The organism is Alloyangia mangrovi (assembly GCF_002300555.2).
Classification (GTDB): Bacteria; Pseudomonadota; Alphaproteobacteria; order Rhodobacterales; family Rhodobacteraceae; genus Salipiger; species Salipiger mangrovi.
Map to the genome: position 1 here is coordinate 14,620 of NZ_NTHN02000013.1, position 16,106 is coordinate 30,725.

Annotated in this window: 12 protein-coding genes and 1 pseudogene; 9 read left to right on the forward strand and 4 right to left on the reverse strand. The window is 66.0% G+C overall.

Annotated features, from left to right (window positions below):
* Positions 1 to 20 precede the first annotated feature (20 nt).
* The 4 genes from CLG85_RS09165 to CLG85_RS09180 all read right to left on the reverse strand — a co-directional run bounded on the left by CLG85_RS09165 (position 21) and on the right by CLG85_RS09180 (position 4,107).
* A complete protein-coding gene (locus CLG85_RS09165; RefSeq protein WP_095882325.1) occupies positions 21 to 743 on the reverse strand; it encodes a proteasome-type protease in 723 nt (240 codons plus the stop codon).
* A 145-nt stretch (positions 744 to 888) separates the two neighbouring features.
* The gene (locus tag CLG85_RS09170; protein WP_095882324.1) at positions 889 to 1,728 is read right to left on the reverse strand and encodes a transglutaminase family protein; all 840 of its coding nucleotides are present in this window, start codon (positions 1,726 to 1,728) and stop codon (positions 889 to 891) included.
* Complete coding sequence (locus CLG85_RS09175; protein WP_095882323.1) at positions 1,725 to 2,678, reverse strand: alpha-E domain-containing protein; 954 nt, start codon at positions 2,676 to 2,678, stop codon at positions 1,725 to 1,727. Before CLG85_RS09175 ends, CLG85_RS09170 begins: the two co-directional genes overlap by 4 nt.
* A 4-nt stretch (positions 2,679 to 2,682) precedes the next feature.
* Complete coding sequence (locus tag CLG85_RS09180; protein ID WP_095882322.1) at positions 2,683 to 4,107, reverse strand: circularly permuted type 2 ATP-grasp protein; 1,425 nt, start codon at positions 4,105 to 4,107, stop codon at positions 2,683 to 2,685.
* A gap of 470 nt (positions 4,108 to 4,577) precedes the next feature.
* Between CLG85_RS09180 and urtA the strand changes: the two genes are divergently transcribed.
* From urtA to CLG85_RS09225, 9 genes and pseudogenes are all read left to right on the forward strand, one after another.
* Positions 4,578 to 5,861, forward strand: coding sequence for an urea ABC transporter substrate-binding protein (urtA, locus tag CLG85_RS09185; protein ID WP_095882321.1), 1,284 nt, complete (start codon positions 4,578 to 4,580; stop codon positions 5,859 to 5,861).
* A gap of 88 nt (positions 5,862 to 5,949) precedes the next feature.
* Positions 5,950 to 7,909 (forward strand): annotated as a pseudogene (gene urtB / locus CLG85_RS09190) (urea ABC transporter permease subunit UrtB).
* Positions 7,910 to 8,024: 115 nt separating this feature from the next.
* Positions 8,025 to 9,260: an urea ABC transporter permease subunit UrtC gene (urtC, locus tag CLG85_RS09195; RefSeq protein ID WP_095882319.1), complete on the forward strand. Its 1,236-nt coding sequence runs from the start codon at positions 8,025 to 8,027 to the stop codon at positions 9,258 to 9,260.
* Positions 9,257 to 9,997, forward strand: a complete 741-nt coding sequence (gene urtD, locus CLG85_RS09200) for an urea ABC transporter ATP-binding protein UrtD (protein WP_095882318.1) — start codon at positions 9,257 to 9,259, stop codon at positions 9,995 to 9,997. The genes urtC and urtD overlap by 4 nt, the downstream gene beginning before the upstream one ends.
* 79 nt (positions 9,998 to 10,076) lie before the next feature.
* Complete coding sequence (gene urtE / locus CLG85_RS09205; RefSeq protein WP_095882328.1) at positions 10,077 to 10,772, forward strand: urea ABC transporter ATP-binding subunit UrtE; 696 nt, start codon at positions 10,077 to 10,079, stop codon at positions 10,770 to 10,772.
* Between the two features lie 248 nt (positions 10,773 to 11,020).
* A complete protein-coding gene (locus CLG85_RS09210) occupies positions 11,021 to 12,370 on the forward strand; it encodes an ABC transporter substrate-binding protein (RefSeq protein WP_095882317.1) in 1,350 nt (449 codons plus the stop codon).
* A gap of 69 nt (positions 12,371 to 12,439) precedes the next feature.
* Entirely contained in the window at positions 12,440 to 13,702 is a 1,263-nt protein-coding gene (locus CLG85_RS09215) for a carbohydrate ABC transporter permease (RefSeq protein WP_235865392.1), read from the forward strand.
* A 251-nt stretch (positions 13,703 to 13,953) separates the two neighbouring features.
* On the forward strand, positions 13,954 to 15,018 hold the full coding sequence (locus tag CLG85_RS09220) for a carbohydrate ABC transporter permease (RefSeq protein ID WP_260348754.1): 1,065 nt from the start codon (positions 13,954 to 13,956) through the stop codon (positions 15,016 to 15,018).
* A 42-nt stretch (positions 15,019 to 15,060) separates the two neighbouring features.
* Positions 15,061 to 16,086 (forward strand): ABC transporter ATP-binding protein, encoded by a 1,026-nt coding sequence (locus tag CLG85_RS09225; RefSeq protein ID WP_224845716.1) that lies wholly within the window; start codon positions 15,061 to 15,063, stop codon positions 16,084 to 16,086.
* Positions 16,087 to 16,106 lie beyond the last annotated feature (20 nt).

Genomic DNA, 16,106 nt, shown 5'->3' on the forward strand with positions numbered 1-16,106 from the left:
GACGGCGGCGTGACGCCTGATCAGATCGGGTCGATCTCGACGAAGGCGTTGCGCAAGGCTTCGGACCAGTCGTGGCTCATTTTCTGGAAGGCCTCGTCGGTCGGCTCGATCCGTCGCCGGCGTGTCACCGCCAGCGCATCGCGCTCGATCACTGCGAAATCGAGCGGCATGCCGACGCTGAGATTCGAACGCAGAGTGGAATCCATCGACAGCAGCACCGCCTTCTCGGCGTCCGCCAGCGTGGTCGCAGAGGAAATCACCCGGTCGAGGATCGGCTTGCCATATTTGTGCTCGCCGATCTGCAGGAAGGGGGTGTCGGGTGTCGCCTCGATGAAATTGCCCTCAGGGTAGACGAGGAACATGCGCATCGGCCCGCCCTTGCGCTGGCCCGCGACGATCATCGAGGCGGTGGCGCTCTGGTTCATCCGCTCCATCTTCGACGACACCTCGGAGGTCACGTCCGAAAGCGTGGCGCCGACGATCTCGGCAACCTGCAGCATGCCGGGCGCGCGCAGGATCGAACGGGGCGAGTCGGGGTCCTCGTTGGCCTCGGTCAGCCGCGCGATCACAGTCTGGGTGATCGACAGGGACCCCGCGGTCATGATGCCGATGGCGCGGTCGCCTTCCTTCTCGAAGAGGAACATCTTGCGATAGGTCGCGATATTGTCGAGCCCGGCATTGGTGCGCGTGTCGGACAGCAGAACCACGCCCGCATCCAGCAGCAATCCCACGCAATAGGTCATCTGTCCCCTGGTCCTTCCGAATGGCAACGCACCGATATACCGCCGCGCCCCTGCCCCCGCAATCCTGCTCGAAGGGATAGGGTTACGGTATCATGAGCCGCTGCCCAAATTTCGGGCGCAGCATCCGGGGCGCTCCCCCGCCGCGTCACTGCTGCTGTTGCTGACCCGACTGGACCGCATTGACCATCACCTCGACCTCGAGATGCTCTTCGGGCGCCGCGCCCTGCACCAGCCCACGGATCGGCGCCGCGTCGAGCGCGTCATAGCCCGAGCCGAGCCGCACGTAGCGCTCGTCGGGGCAGCATTCGTTCGCCGCGTCGAAGCCGACCCAGCCGAGCTCGGGCACCCAGATCTCGGCCCAGGCGTGGCTGGCCTCATGCGGAAAGCCGTCCTCGCTTGCCTGAAGGTAGCCGGTGACGTAGCGCGCCGGCATCTCGGCCACATGGGCAATGGAGATCAGCGCGTGGGCATGGTCCTGGCAGACCCCGACGCCGCCCGAGAGCGCTTCGGAGGCGGTGGTGTGCGGCTTGGTCTCGCCGGGTTTGTAGGCAATGGCGCCCGATACGGCGCGGCTGAGCGCATGGGCACGGTCGAGCGCGCTTGCGCCCTCCATGCCCTTGAGCGCTACAGCGGACAGCGCCTTCAGCGCGGCATCCGCCTCGACCTGCCGGGTGTCGCGCAGGTAGGCCGAGGGCGGCACGCGCTCGCGGTGGCCGCGCAGCACGCCGAAAAGATCGGTGGTCTCGACCTCGCCCGTCACCTCGACGGTCAGCTCGGTGAGCGGCCCGCGCCAGGTGGCGAGGCGGATCACGTCGCCGGCGCCGTCGGTGAACTCGGCCCCGGTCTGGCCACCGTGCGAGGTGACCTCCCATGACAGGATGCGCTGGTTGTCGCAGCTCGCAGGCCAAAGCTTCTGCGACTGGACGATGCCGCGCACCGGCTCGTCGAACCGGTAGCGGGTGATATGACGGATCGAAAGTCTCATGCCGGCATTCCGCTCAAGTAGACCTCTTGCACCGTGGTCGCGACCTCGGCGTTGCGCGACATGAAGCGCGCGAGGAATTCGTGCAGCCCCTCCTCGAAAATCTCCTCGACGGTCGCTGCACGCAGATCGTCGAGCAACTTGTGCGCCACCTCCTGCGCCGCCGTGGCAGTCTGGTAGCTCTCGGCGAGATTGTCGAGATGCTCGCAATACCATTGCACGCAGGCCCGCAGCGAGCGCGGGAAGCGGTGGTTGAGGATCAGCAGGTGGGCGATCTTGGCGGCGGTGACCTCGCCCTGGTAGCTCCAGTTGAAGGCCCGTTGCGCGGTCATCGACTGCAACAGCAGCGCCCATTGGCTCTGGTCGAGTCCGGAGCCGACGTAGTTCACCGAGGGCAGCAGCACGTAGTATTTCACGTCGATCAGCCGGGCGGTGTTGTCGGCACGCTCGATGGTCGTGCCGATGCCCGAGAAATCATAACCGTCATTGCGCAGCTGGGTCGAGGTAAAGGCACCGCGGATCAACTGGCAGGCGCGCAGGGTCCATTCGCAAAGGTCGGTGACCATCAGCTTGCTGCGCTCGGTGCGGTGCAGCTGCTGCAGTTCCTGGAAGGCGCCGTTGATCGCGTCCCAGACCGGGGCAGTCAGCGCGGTGCGCACCACCCGGGCGTTCTCGCGTGCCGCCGAGAGGCACGAGTAGACCGACGAGGGGTTGTCGGAATCGAAGAACAGCCAGGTCTCGATATTGCGCTGGTTGATATCGGTGTATTTCTCGACGAAGGGCTCGAGCGTGCCCTTGGCGAGCAGCACGGCCTCCCAGTCGTTGCGATAGCCGCCGGTGGCATTGGGCAAGAGCGCGTTGCGCGCCCCGACCTCGAGCAGGCGGGCGGTGGTTTCGGCGCGCTCGATGTAGCGGGCCATCCAGTAGAGATGTTCTGCAGTCCGGCTCAGCATGTGATCACTCCGCCAATACCCAGGTGTCCTTGACCCCGCCGCCCTGCGACGAGTTCACCACGAGCGAGCCCTCGGTCAGCGCCACGCGGGTCAGCCCACCCGGCACCAGTTCGATGGTTTCTCCGACGAGGCAGTAGGGGCGCAGATCGACGTGGCGCGGCGCGATCCCCTCCTCGACGAAGGTCGGACAGGCCGAGAGCGCCAGCGTTGGCTGGGCGATGTAATTGTCGGGGTTCTTGCGGATCTTCGCGGCAAAGGACTCGATGGTCGACTTGTCGGATTTCGGCCCCACGAGCATGCCGTAGCCGCCCGAGCCGTGCACCTCCTTGACCACAAGCTCCGAGAGGTTCTCGAGCACGTACTTGCAGTCGTCAGGCTTGGCGCATTGCCAGGTCGGCACATTTTCGAGGATCGGCTCCTCGCCGAGGTAGAAGCGGATCATCTCGGGAACGAAGGTGTAGATCGCCTTGTCATCGGCGACGCCCGCGCCGGGGGCCGAGCAGATGGTCACCCCGCCCGAGCGGTAAACGCTCATCAGCCCCGGCACACCCAGCATCGAGTCGGGCCGGAAGCAAAGCGGATCGATGAAGGCATCGTCGATCCGGCGATAGATGACGTCGACCTTCTTGGGCCCCTCGGTGGTCTTCATCCAGACGAAGTCACCCTCGACGAAAAGGTCCTGCCCCTCGACCAGTTCGACGCCCATGAGGTCGGCAAGGAAGCTGTGCTCGTAATAGGCCGAATTGAAATGGCCCGGCGTGAGGATGACGATATTCGGCTCGCCCTGGCATTTCTGCGGCGCGACCGAGGCGAGGGTCTTCTTCAGCAGTCCGGCGTAGCCATCGACCGGGCGGATGCGGCTTTCCATGAAGAGCTGCGGGAACATGCGCATCATGATCTCGCGGTTCTGCAGCATGTAGCTGACACCCGACGGGGTGCGGCAATTGTCTTCCAGCACGTAGAACTGGTCGGGCCCGGTGCGCACCAGATCGACGCCGACGATGTGGCTGAACACGCCGCGCGGCGGGCGGAAGCCGATGGCGGCCTTCTCGAAGGCCTCGTTGTTGGTCACCAGGTGCTCGGGGATCTTGCCCGCGCGGATGATCTCGCGGCGGTCGTAGACGTCGGCGAGGAAAGCGTTCAGCGCCGCCGCCCGCTGGCGCACCCCGCGGTCGAGCTTGCGCCACTCCTCGGCAGTCATCACGCGGGGGAACATGTCGAAGGGAATGAGCCGCTCCGGGTCGCCGCCCTCGCCGTAAACCGCGAAGGTGATCCCGACCCGCCGGAACAGCGCCTCGGCCTCGGACTGTTTCAGGCTTCGCAATTCGGCCGGCATCGACCGATACCATTTCTCCAGGTTCTGATAGGCCGAGCGAACCTGCTCGCCGTTCAACATCTCATTGAAAATCGCTGGCTTCGTGGCGCTCATGACAATCCCTTTGCTCTGAGGCCCACGTTCTCCGTTTCGCAAGCGGAGGAAAAGCCCCCCGCGCAGAAAAACGATCCCGGCCCCAAATTGACTGCCCAAAAATTCGGCAAATGCGCCCTCACGAATCTGATCTCTTGAGCATTCGCCTTAGTTTAGCCGGATATGCCCCGTGTTTCCGATATATTTTGCTCGCATATTGGGCAATTCGCGCGACGGACGCCCACCAAATCATCACGCCACTCCGCAACCGGTATCCGCCGTTGAAACCACGTGGCGGCGCCTCACGGCTCCGTTATCCGAAGGGAGCGCCGGTTGTCGGCGCGTCAACGGGGAGCCGTGGCGGCCCAAGCCCGACAGGGCAGCCGCCTGAGGCGCAACGATAATCGAAGCGGAGGAGGACCCGCCCGGATAACCGGCCATCAGAGCCGTTCTGCGCGGAACCGAGACCCCGCTCTATAGGGATGTTGAACATGATCACAGCAATGAAATTTTCCACCGTGGCCGCGCTCGCGCTCGTTGCAGCCGGCGCCGCGCAGGCCGCAGACTGCCCGATCAAGGTGGGCGTGCTGCACTCGCTCTCCGGCACCATGGCGATTTCCGAGACCACTCTGAAAGACACCATGCTGATGCTGATCGACAAGCAGAACAAGGCCGGCGGCCTGCTGGGATGCCAGCTCGAAGCCGTGGTGAAGGACCCGGCCTCCGACTGGCCGCTCTTCGCTGAAAAGGCCCGCGAGCTGATCTCCAACGACAAGGTCGACGTGATCTTCGGCTCCTGGACCTCGGCCTCGCGCAAGGCCGTGCTGCCGGTGATCGAAGAGCTGAACGCGCTCTACTTCTACCCGGTGCAATACGAGGGTGAGGAAAGCTCGAAGAACGTCTTCTACACCGGCGCCGCCCCGAACCAGCAGGCGATCCCGGCCACCGACTACTTCCTCGACGAGCTTGGCGTCGAGAAATTCGCCCTGCTCGGCACAGACTACGTCTACCCGCGCACCACGAACCGCATCCTCGAGGCCTACCTGAAGTCGAAGGGCATCGCCGAAGAGGACATCTTCGTCAACTACACCCCCTTCGGCCACTCCGACTGGTCGACCATCGTGTCCGACGTGAAAGCGCTCGGCGCCGACGGCAAGCAGGTCGGCGTGATCTCGACGATCAACGGCGATGCCAACATCGGCTTCTACAAGGAACTCGCGGCGCAGGGCGTCTCGGCCGATGACATCCCCGTGGTCGCCTTCTCGGTGGGCGAAGAGGAACTCTCGGGCCTCGACACCTCCAACCTCGTCGGCCACCTCGCCGCCTGGAACTACTTCATGTCCGCCGAGGGCGAGGCCAATGCCGAGTTCATCAAGGAATGGCATGCCTTCATCGGCGACGAGAAGCGCGTGACCAACGACCCGATGGAGGCGCATTACATCGGCTTCAACATGTGGGTGAACGCGGTCACCGCCGCCGAGACCACCGATGTCGACGCCGTGCGCGGGCACATGTGGGGCCAGGAGTTCCCGAACCTGACCGGCGGCACCGCGGTGATGGGCGTGAACCACCACCTCTCGAAGCCGGTGCTGATCGGCGAGATCCGCGCCGATGGCCAGTTCGACATCATCTCCTCGACCGAGCCGGTGCCGGGCGATGCCTGGACCGACTACCTCCCCGAGTCCGCGGTGCTGGAGTCGGATTGGAAGGACCTCGAGTGCGGCATGTACAACACCGAGACCAAGACCTGCGTGCAGCTTCAGTCCAACTACTGACCTGAGCTGACCGGCGGCGGGCGCGGGGATCCCTCGCGCCCGCCCAGCCTGTTTACCGAATTCCGCACTCTGTTCCCGGGGGCCGTCCATGCCGCGCGCGCTTCTTTCGTCTCTTGCGCTCCTGCTCTGTCTGATCCTCGCGCCGCTCACCGCCGCCGCGCAGGAGACGGGACTCAAGGCGATCCTCCAGCAATACCAGGCCGAAGTCGCCAAGCCCGGTCGACAGACCGTCGACGCGCTGATCGAGGCGCTGGTCTCCTCCGGCGATCCCGCGGTGCCTGCCTTCCTGCAGAACTGGGGCGACCGCGAGGTCTACCAGCGCAAGACCGACGGGCAGTTCTTCTTCGCCAGCAAGAACGGCGGAGACTACGCGCTGAGCGACATCGTCACCGGCCAGCTCGCCGGCACCGCCCCCAGCGCCGAGATCGAGCAAATCCGCCCCAACGGCGGCGTGCGCCGGGTGATCAGCACCGCGCTGGTGCAGTTCCAGCTCTCCGACCCCAACATCGCCAATCGCATCGCCGCGCTCGACGCCATCGCCCGCAGCCCCTCCGCCGACCAGATCGAGCCGCTGCGCGCCTCCATCGAGACCGAGGAAGACCCCGGCGTTCTGGCCCGCAAGAAGCGCCTCGACGGCATGCTCACCGCCAGTTTCGGCGCCACCCCCGAGACCCGCATTGCCGCCATCGGGGCGCTGTCCTCCGAGCTCAGCGTCGACGTGCGCGCGGTGCTCAACCAGATCCTCACCACCCGCGCCGGCGTCGCCGAGAGCCTGCCCGAGGGTGCCAATATCGCCCGCGTTCTGAAACCCGGCAAGGAGCTGACCGAGGCCGAGGCCTACGCCCGGCTGGTCAGCGCCGATCTCGCCCAGCCGGTGCAGAGCCGCGAGCAGATCAAGGCCGCGCTCACCGCCAACCTCGAGGGCGGTGCCGTCGGCGGCGTGCCGCTCGGCCAACTCGTGTCGGAAGCCGGCCGCGCCCGCGCCTATGCCGCCCTCGCCGCCGAGGGTCTCGTGCCCGCCCGCGTCACCGAAGAGGACCGCAAGGCCGCCCTCTCCTCCCACGTCTTCTACGAGGAATACCTCGAGCCCGACGCCGCCATCACCGATGCGGCGAAGGCGGCGCTCGGCTCGGTGCGCACCCGCGTCGGCCTGTGGCAGGCGGTGGATTTCGGCCTCGACTCCCTGTCGCTGGCCTCGATCTACTTCCTTGCCGCCATCGGCCTTGCCATCACCTTCGGCGTCATGGGCGTCATCAACATGGCGCATGGCGAATTCATCATGATGGGCGCCTATACCGGCTACGTGGTGCAGCAGATCATCCCCGACTACACGCTGTCGCTGATCGTCGCCCTGCCGCTGGCCTTCGCCATCACCTTCGCCGCCGGCGTGGCGATGGAGCGGCTGGTGATCCGCTGGCTCTACCACCGCCCGCTCGAGACCCTGCTCGCCACCTTCGGCATCTCGATCGCACTGCAGCAGCTGGCGAAAAAACGTCTTCGGCACCCAGGCCCGCCCGCTGACCTCGCCGCATTGGCTCGACGGGGCATGGATCATCAACGACGTCGCCGGCATCGCCAACATCCGCATCGGGATCTTCGTGCTGGCGCTGGTCTTCCTGTGCTTGATCCTCTTCATCCTCAACAAGACCCGCATCGGCCTCGAGGTCCGTGCGGTCACCCAGAACCCCGGCATGGCCGCCTCGATGGGCATCAACCCCGACAAGATCAACATGCTGACCTTCGGCCTCGGATCCGGCATCGCCGGGATCGCCGGCATCGCCATCGGTCTCTACGCGCAGGTCACCTCCGAGATGGGCGGCAACTACATCGTGCAGAGCTTCATGACCGTGGTCGTCGGCGGTGTCGGCAACGTCTGGGGCACCCTCGCCGGGGCCGCGCTGATCGGCATCCTGCAAAAGGGCATCGAGTGGATGAACCCCAGCAATACGCTGGCAGCGCAAACCTACATGATCCTCTTCATCATCCTGTTCATCCAGTTCCGCCCCAAGGGCATCGTCGCCCTCAAGGGCCGCGCTGCGGGAGACTGACCATGCCCCGCACCCAACACCCGCCCGTTCTTCTAGGCAGAAATATCCCGGGGGAGAGCCGCGCAGCGGCTCGGGGCAGAGCCCCCGCGGCCCCCCAGCCCCAGGGAGCCAGCGCATGACCAGCTTCTTCGCCCGCAACAAGTCCGCCGCCTGGTTCCTGCTGGCTCTCGCCCTCTTCGTGCTGCTGGTCACCGTGCTGGCGCCGGCGACGGGCACCGGGTTCCTGTCGACCTCCTTCGTCAAGACGCTGGGCAAGACGCTCTGCCTGATGCTGGTCGCGGTAGCGATGGACGTGGTCTGGGGCTACACCGGCATCCTGAGCCTCGGCCACATGGCCTTCTTCGGCCTCGGCGGCTACATGATCGGCATGTGGCTGATGTATGCCCGCACCGAGCTCATCATCGCCGAGAGCCTGCGCGCCGCGCCGATCCCGCCCACCCCCGAGGAGATCCATGACGCCATCGGCCAGCAGATCTTCGGCGTGGTCGGCAGCGCCGACTTCCCCTGGCTCTGGGGCTTCGCGCACAGCTTCCCGCTGCAGCTCGCGATGGTGGTGCTGGTGCCCGGCATCCTCGCGCTGGTTTTCGGCTGGCTCGCCTTCCGCAGCCGGGTCACCGGGGTGTACCTTTCGATCCTGACGCAGGCGATGACCCTGGCGCTGTCGCTCTACCTCTTCCAGAACGAGGCAGGCCTGCGCGGCAACAACGGGCTTTCCGGTCTGCAGAACCTGCCGGGGCTCGACGCGGTGCCGCAATCCACCATCTCGATCTGGTTCTTCTGGGGCTCGGCGCTGGCGCTCGGCCTCGGCTACCTGCTCTTTGCCTGGGTGGTCTCGGGCAAGATGGGCTCGGTGATCCGCGGCATCCGCGACAACGAGAACCGGGTGCGCTTCCTCGGCTACCACGTGGAGAGCTACAAGCTCTTCATCTTCACGCTCACCGGCATCATCTCGGGCCTCGCGGGCGCGCTGTATTATCCGCAGGCAGGCATCATCAACCCGGCCGAGATCGCCCCCATCGCCTCGATCTACCTCGCGGTGTGGGTCGCCATCGGCGGTCGCGGGCGGCTCTATGGCGCGGCGCTCGGCGCTGCGGTGGTCTCGCTGCTGTCGAGCTGGTTCACCGGCGGCGGCGCGCCCAACATCAACCTCGGTTTCTACACGATCAACTGGACCGACTGGTGGTTGGTGCTGCTGGGGCTCAGCTTCGTGGCGGTGACGCTGCTGGCGCCCAAGGGCATCGGCGGGATCTTCGATCTCTTCAGCCGCCGCCACGCAGTGCCCGAGCGGGTCGGCGATTTCGGCCCCGATCAGGGCGCGCGGCGCACCGTCGAAGGGGAGGAAGAGAAATGAGCACCCTGCTCGAGATGTCCGGCGTCTCTGTCAGCTTCGACGGCTTCAAGGCGATCAACAACCTGTCGTTCCGCATCGGCGAGCCCGAACTGCGGGCGATCATCGGCCCCAACGGCGCCGGCAAGACCACCTTCATGGACATCATCACCGGCAAGACCCGCCCCGACGAGGGCCGCGTGCTCTGGGGCGAGAAATCCGTCTCGCTGCTCAAGATGAGCGAAAGCCAGATCGCCCGCGCCGGGGTCGGGCGCAAGTTCCAGAAGCCCACGGTCTTCGAGGCGCAGACCGTGCGCGAGAACCTCGCCATGGCGCTGAAAAACAAGCGCGGGCCCTTTGACGTGCTGTTCCACAGCAAGACCCGCGCCGGGGCCGAGCGGATCGAGGCCATCGCCGCCGAGATCGGCCTCTCGGACCAGCTCGGCCGGATCTCGGGCGAGCTAAGCCACGGGCAAAAACAATGGCTCGAGATCGGCATGCTGCTGGCGCAGGACCCGCGCCTCTTGTTGGTCGACGAGCCCGCCGCCGGGATGACCCCGGCGGAGCGGGAGCATACCACCGACCTCTTGCGCCGCGCGGCCACGAAACACGCGGTGGTGGTGGTCGAGCACGACATGGAATTCGTGCGGCGGCTCGATTGCAAGGTGACGGTGCTCTGCGAGGGTTCGGTGCTGGCCGAGGGCTCGCTGGATCACGTGACCGCAAACCAGGACGTCATCGACGTCTACCTTGGACGATGAAGACACACGCTGACCTGCAACGTCCCTTGAAGGACGTTGCAAATCTCTTCGAAGAGATTTGCGAATGGAGCGAGATGCCATGCTGAAAGTCGACACCCTCACCCTGCACTACGGGCAGAGCCAGATCCTGCACGGGATCAGCCTCGCTGCGGAGCCCGGCAAGGTCACCGCAGTTATGGGCACCAATGGCGTGGGCAAAACCTCGCTGCTCAAGGCCATCGCCGGGCGGCACCCCTACTCCAGCGGAACGATCAGCCTCGACGGAAAGCCGCTGGAGCACCTCAACGCCTATCAGGCGGCCCGCGCCGGCATCGCCTACGTGCCGCAGGGGCGCGAGATCTTCCCGCTGATGACCGTGCAGGAGAACCTCGAGTCCGGATTTGCCTGCCTCGACCGTTCCGAGCGCGGCGTGCCGGCGCATATCTTCGAGCTCTTCCCGATCCTCAAGGACTTCCTGCAGCGCCGCGGCGGCGATCTCTCGGGCGGGCAGCAGCAGCAGCTCGCCATCGCCCGCGCGCTGATCACCCGGCCGCGCGTGCTGCTCCTCGACGAGCCGACCGAGGGCATCCAGCCCAACATCATCCAGCAGATCGGCCGGGTCATCGCGCAGCTGCGGGATCAGGGCGACATGGCGGTGGTGCTGGTCGAGCAATATTTCGATTTCACCTGGGGGCTGGCCGACAGCTTCTACGCGGTCACCCGGGGCGCTGTGTCGCTTTCCGGACAGGCCGGGGAGATCGATCGCGAGGCACTGCTCGAAAAAGTCTCAATCTGACCCGGAAACCCGGTAAGTTGCTGCGTTGCGGCGTCTTTTTTTCCTTGCTTAAAGCGGTTTGAGCCCCAAGTCTCCTGCTAGGAGATTGTTCAATTGTTTATGGTTGTGAAGGGGTTTTCCAGGGAGGAGGTCTTGCCGCATTGCGGCATCCGCGCGCATCTGCGCGCCCGTCCTTTTTCATGCTTTGCGCATCTTGCGCCCATCCCCTTCCGCCCGCTGGTTTGACGACCAACAACAGGAGGAAGACGATGACACCCATCAAACGCCGAGGTCTCGGCGGCACCGCCATGGCATTGGCGCTGACCGCCGGGATGGCCCACGCCGATACGATCCGGTTCTGGACCATCGAGGAGCAGCCCGAGCGGCTCGCCAAGCAGGAGGCCATGGCCGCCGCCTTCACCGAGGCCACCGGCCATGAGGTCGAGGTGATCCCGGTCACCGAGAGCGAGATGGGCACCCGTGCCACCGCCGCCTTCGCCGCCGGCGACATGCCCGATGTCATATACCACCCGCTGTCCTACGCCCTGCCCTGGGCCGAGGCCGGCATCCTCGACCCCGATGCCGCCACCGACGTGATCGAGGAGCTGGGCGGCGCCACCTTCGCCCCCGGTGCGCTGAAGATGGCCGAGTTCGACGACGGCTTCGCCTCGGTGCCCGCCGATGGCTGGACGCAGATGATCATCTACCGCAAGGACCTCTTCGAGGAGGCCGGGCTCGAGCCGCCCACCAGCTACGCCAACGTGGAAGCCGCGCTCGAGAAGCTGCACAACCCGCCCGAGATGTACGGTTTCGTCGCCGCCACCAAGGTCGACGAGGCCTTCATGAGCCAGGTGCTCGAGCATGTCTTCCTTGCCAATGGTGTCTCGCCGGTCGGCGCCGACGGCTTTGCCGAGCTCGACGAGGCCAAGACCACCGAGGTGCTGGAGTTCTACAAGGCCATCGCCAAGGCCTCGCCGCCGGGCGATCTCTACTGGGACCAGGCCCGGACGATCTACTTCTCGGGCAACACCGCGATGACCATCTGGTCGCCCTTCATCCTCGACGAGCTGGCCGGCCTCCGCGACAGCGCGCCGCCCACCATCAACGATGATCCGACCTCGGCCGAGCTGGCCGGGAAGACCGGCATCGTCACCAACTTCTCCGGACCGTCCAATCCCGATGGCGCCGCCTTTGCCGAGCTGAACTTCCTCGGCATCACCGGCGATGCCAACACCGATGTCGCCGAGGCCTTCGTGAAATACTCGATGGACGAGGGCTATCTCGACACGCTGGCCATCGCACCCGAGGGCAAGTTTCCCGTCCGCCGCGGCACCGACGAGGATCCCGAGATCTTCGTCAAGGAATGGTCGAAGCTGCCGGTCGGCGTCGACCGCCAGGCGTCTCTCGTCGATCTCTATGGCGAGGACACCGTCGACGAGCTGGTCGCTGGCCTCGATGTGGCACAGCGATGGGGCGCCGACGTCGGCCAGATGGCGCTGGCTTCGAAGATGGTCAACAGCCAGGTCGTGAACCGCGTGGTCCGCGCCTTCATCGACGACGAGATCGATGCCGCAGCAGCCGTCACGCAGCTCAACGACGAGCTGGGCGCGATCCAGTAACCCCCGACATGGCGGGGCGCTCACGCGGCGCCCCGTTTCCTTTCCGACGTGCAAGACCGGAGGGTGTCCATGACGGAACCCGTTCCACCTGACATGGCCCGCCCGCCCAGGGGCATGGGCCCGCTCGCCCGCCGCGAGGCGCGGCTCGCCTGGGGCCTGCTGATGCCGACGCTGATCGCCGTGGCACTGGTGGTGATCCTGCCGCTGCTGGCGGTCTTCTGGATCGCCTTCAAGCCGATCGGCCTTGCCGAGTTGCGCCCGCCCGCGCCGGTGGTGCGCGAGGACATCCGCGGCGATCTCGAGGCGGGCGATCCCGACGCCTACCTGCGCTACCGCCTGCGCAATTCCTCGCAGGACCAGGCGATCACCGGTGTCACCCTGACCGACAGCTGGCCCGAGGGGCTGACCGCTTCCGAGATGGACCCGCGCTGTACGCTCGAAGGGTCCACGTTACGCTGCGATCTCGGCGACTGGGAGGGCGGCTTCCGCGACCAGATCCGCATCCCCGTCGCGGCCGACCCAAGCTATTTCGAAGGGCCGGACGTCGAAGAGACCGAGCCGGTGATCACCGGCAAGGCCAACAACGTGCTCACCTCCTTCTCGAGCTTCACGCTGGAGAACTTCGCCCGCATCTTCGACGGCTCGGAATTCTGGTCGGTGCTCGGCGTCACGCTCTTCTACACGGTCTTTGGCACCGCCGGCGCGCTGATCCTCGGGCTCTTCGCCGCCATGCTGCTCGACAAGAGCTTCACCGGCCAGGGCCTCCTGCGCGGGCTCTACCTCTTTCCCTATGTCGCCCCGGTGATCGCTGTCGCCTTCGCCTGGATCCTGCTGTTCGACCCCTACTCCGGCTCGGCGAACGCGCTGCTGATGCAGATGGGCGTGACCTCGCAGGCAATCAACTTCTTCGGCGAGCGGCCGCTGGCGCTGATCATGGTGACACTCTTCGAGATCTGGCGCTATTTCCCGCTGTCGTTCCTGTTCATCCTCGCGCGGATGCAGTCGATCGACACCGACATGTACGAGGCCGCCGACATGGACGGCGCCTCGCCGTTCCAGAAATTCCGCTACCTGTCGCTGCCGCAGCTGCTGGGGATCCTCTCGGTGCTCTTCCTGCTGCGCTTCATCTGGACCTTCAACAAGTTCGACGACATCTTCCTGCTCACCGGCGGCAATGCCGGCACCCGCGTGCTGACGGTGAATGTCTACGAGCAGGCCTTTGCCCTGTCGAACATCGGCGCGGGCGCGGCGGTGGCGGTGGTGATCTTCCTGTCGCTGATCCTCTTCTCGCTGGTCTTCTTCCGCGTGATGAGCCGGGAGGAGGGGCTGTGAGGCGCGTCTGCGCGATGCTGCGGCCCGCCACCGGCGCCGGACCGGGGGCCAGCCCCCGGACCCCCGGGATATTTCCGCCTAGAAGAAAGAGGGGGCTTTCATGAGAGCGCTGCGTTTCGGATATGTCACCGCGCCGCTTCTGGGCGGCCTCTGGGGCTTCGTCATCGCCACCACCGTGGCGGTCGCCATGAGCTTTGCCACCGGCGCCGGCTTCCGGCCTTCATGGCTGTCGCTGCCCTGGGGGGGCGCTGATGGGGCTGGCCTGCCTGCGCGGCGGCAGCGGGCCCGCGCTGCCACTCGGCCTCGGCCTGGCCGCGCTGCTCGCCTCCGGCCTGGCGGGTCTTTCGCCCATCGCCATCGCCCCGGAGGCGGCCCCATTGGCACGCTGGATCGGACACCTCGCGACCGTGCTTTTCACCGGACTGGGCCTTTGGAAGATCCTCGACAAGGTGGTGCCCGGCGCGCTCACCCGCCACGTCTTCGAGGCGGCGGTGATCCGGTTCCTGACCGGCTTCGGCTACATCTTCTTCACCGCCATCGTGGTCATCCCCTTCTACGTGATGGTGATGACATCGCTGAAGAACCAGGCGGCGCTGGTGCAGAACCCGCTGGATTTCTCGCTCGACCTGGGCCAGGGACTCGGCCTTTTCCGGTCCTACGTCGAGCTGATGCGGGATTACAATTTCGGCAGCTATCTGTGGACGTCCTTCTACGTCTCGGTGCTGACCGTGCTGATCACCCTGGCCTTCGCCATCCCGGGCGCCTACGCCGTGGCGCGGCTGCGGTTCCGTGGGCAAAAGGTCTTCTCGCGCTCGATCCTGCTGATCTACATGGTGCCGATGATCGTGCTCGCGCTGCCGATCTACATCGCCTTCTCGATGACCGGGCTGCGCAACACGATCTTCGGCATCGTGCTGATCTACCCGGTCACCACCATTCCCGTGGCGCTCTACATGCTGCAGGGCTACTTCCGAGGACTGCCGTCCGAGGTCGAGGAGGCGGGGCTGATGGACGGGCTGTCGCGGCTCAGGGTGATCTGGAGCATCACCCTGCCGCTGTCGTTGCCGGCGCTGGCCTCGGTCTCGCTCTACGTCTTCATGATCGCCTGGAACGAGTTCCTGCTGGCCTTCATGCTGCTCGACGATCCGGGAAAGTTCACCCTGACCCGCGGCATCGCCTCGCTGAACTCCTCGGAGGTGCCGCGCCAGCACCTTATGGCGGGCGCGGTGATCGCCACGCTGCCGATCATGGTCCTCTTCCTGGGGCTCGAGCGCTTCATGACCAAGGGGCTGACCGCCGGATCGGTTAAAGGATGAGACGGGCCGCGCCCCTCTCCAGACCAACAAGGAATGACTGACATGGCTGGCATCGAGCTGAAATCCGTCGAGAAATGGTACGGCGACGCGCAGGTGATCAAGGGCGTGGACCTCGCCGTCGAGGAAGGCGAGTTCGTCATTTTCGTCGGCCCCTCGGGCTGCGGAAAGTCCACGCTGCTGCGGATGATCGCCGGGCTCGAGGAGACCTCGCGCGGGCAGATCACCATCGGCGGGCGTGACGCCACCGCCGCGCCCCCCGCCGAGCGCGGCCTCGCCATGGTGTTCCAGAGCTACGCGCTCTACCCGCACATGTCGGTGCGCGAGAACATGGGTTTCTCGCTGAAATCCGCGGGCGCGCCGAAATCGGAGATCACCGCCAAGGTGGACGAGGCCGCGCGGGTGCTGAAGTTGGAGCCGCTGCTCGAGCGCCGCCCCAAGGACCTCTCGGGCGGCCAGCGCCAGCGCGTCGCCATCGGCCGTTCGATCGTGCGCGACCCCACCGCCTTTCTCTTCGACGAGCCGCTGTCGAACCTGGACGCCGCCCTCCGCGTCGAGATGCGCTACGAGATCGCCAAGCTGCACCAGGCGCTCGGCGCGACGATGATCTATGTCACCCACGACCAGGTCGAGGCGATGACCCTCGCCGACCGCATCGTCGTGCTCGAGGCCGGGAAGATCAGCCAGGTCGGCAGCCCGCGCGCGCTCTACGAGCGGCCCGGCAACCTCTTCGTCGCGCAGTTCATCGGCTCGCCGAAGATGAACGTGATGCCCACGGGGGTGGCGGGGCTGAACCTGCCCGAGCCACTGCCCGCCGCCGCCCGGCACCTCGGAATCCGCCCCGAGCACATCGCGCTGACCGCCCCCGGGCAGGGCCAGCTCGACGGCACGGTGGACGTACTCGAATACCTCGGCGCCGACACCTATGTGATCGTCGACTGCGGCGCCGCGGGCAGCCTCACGGTGCGCGCCATCGACAGCCCCGAACTGACCCCTGGCGCCCCCTGCGGGCTCGCCTTCGAGCCCGCGCAAATCCACGCCTTCGACGCCGAAGGTCTCGCCCTCCGCTGAGCCTTTCTTCTAGGCCCAAG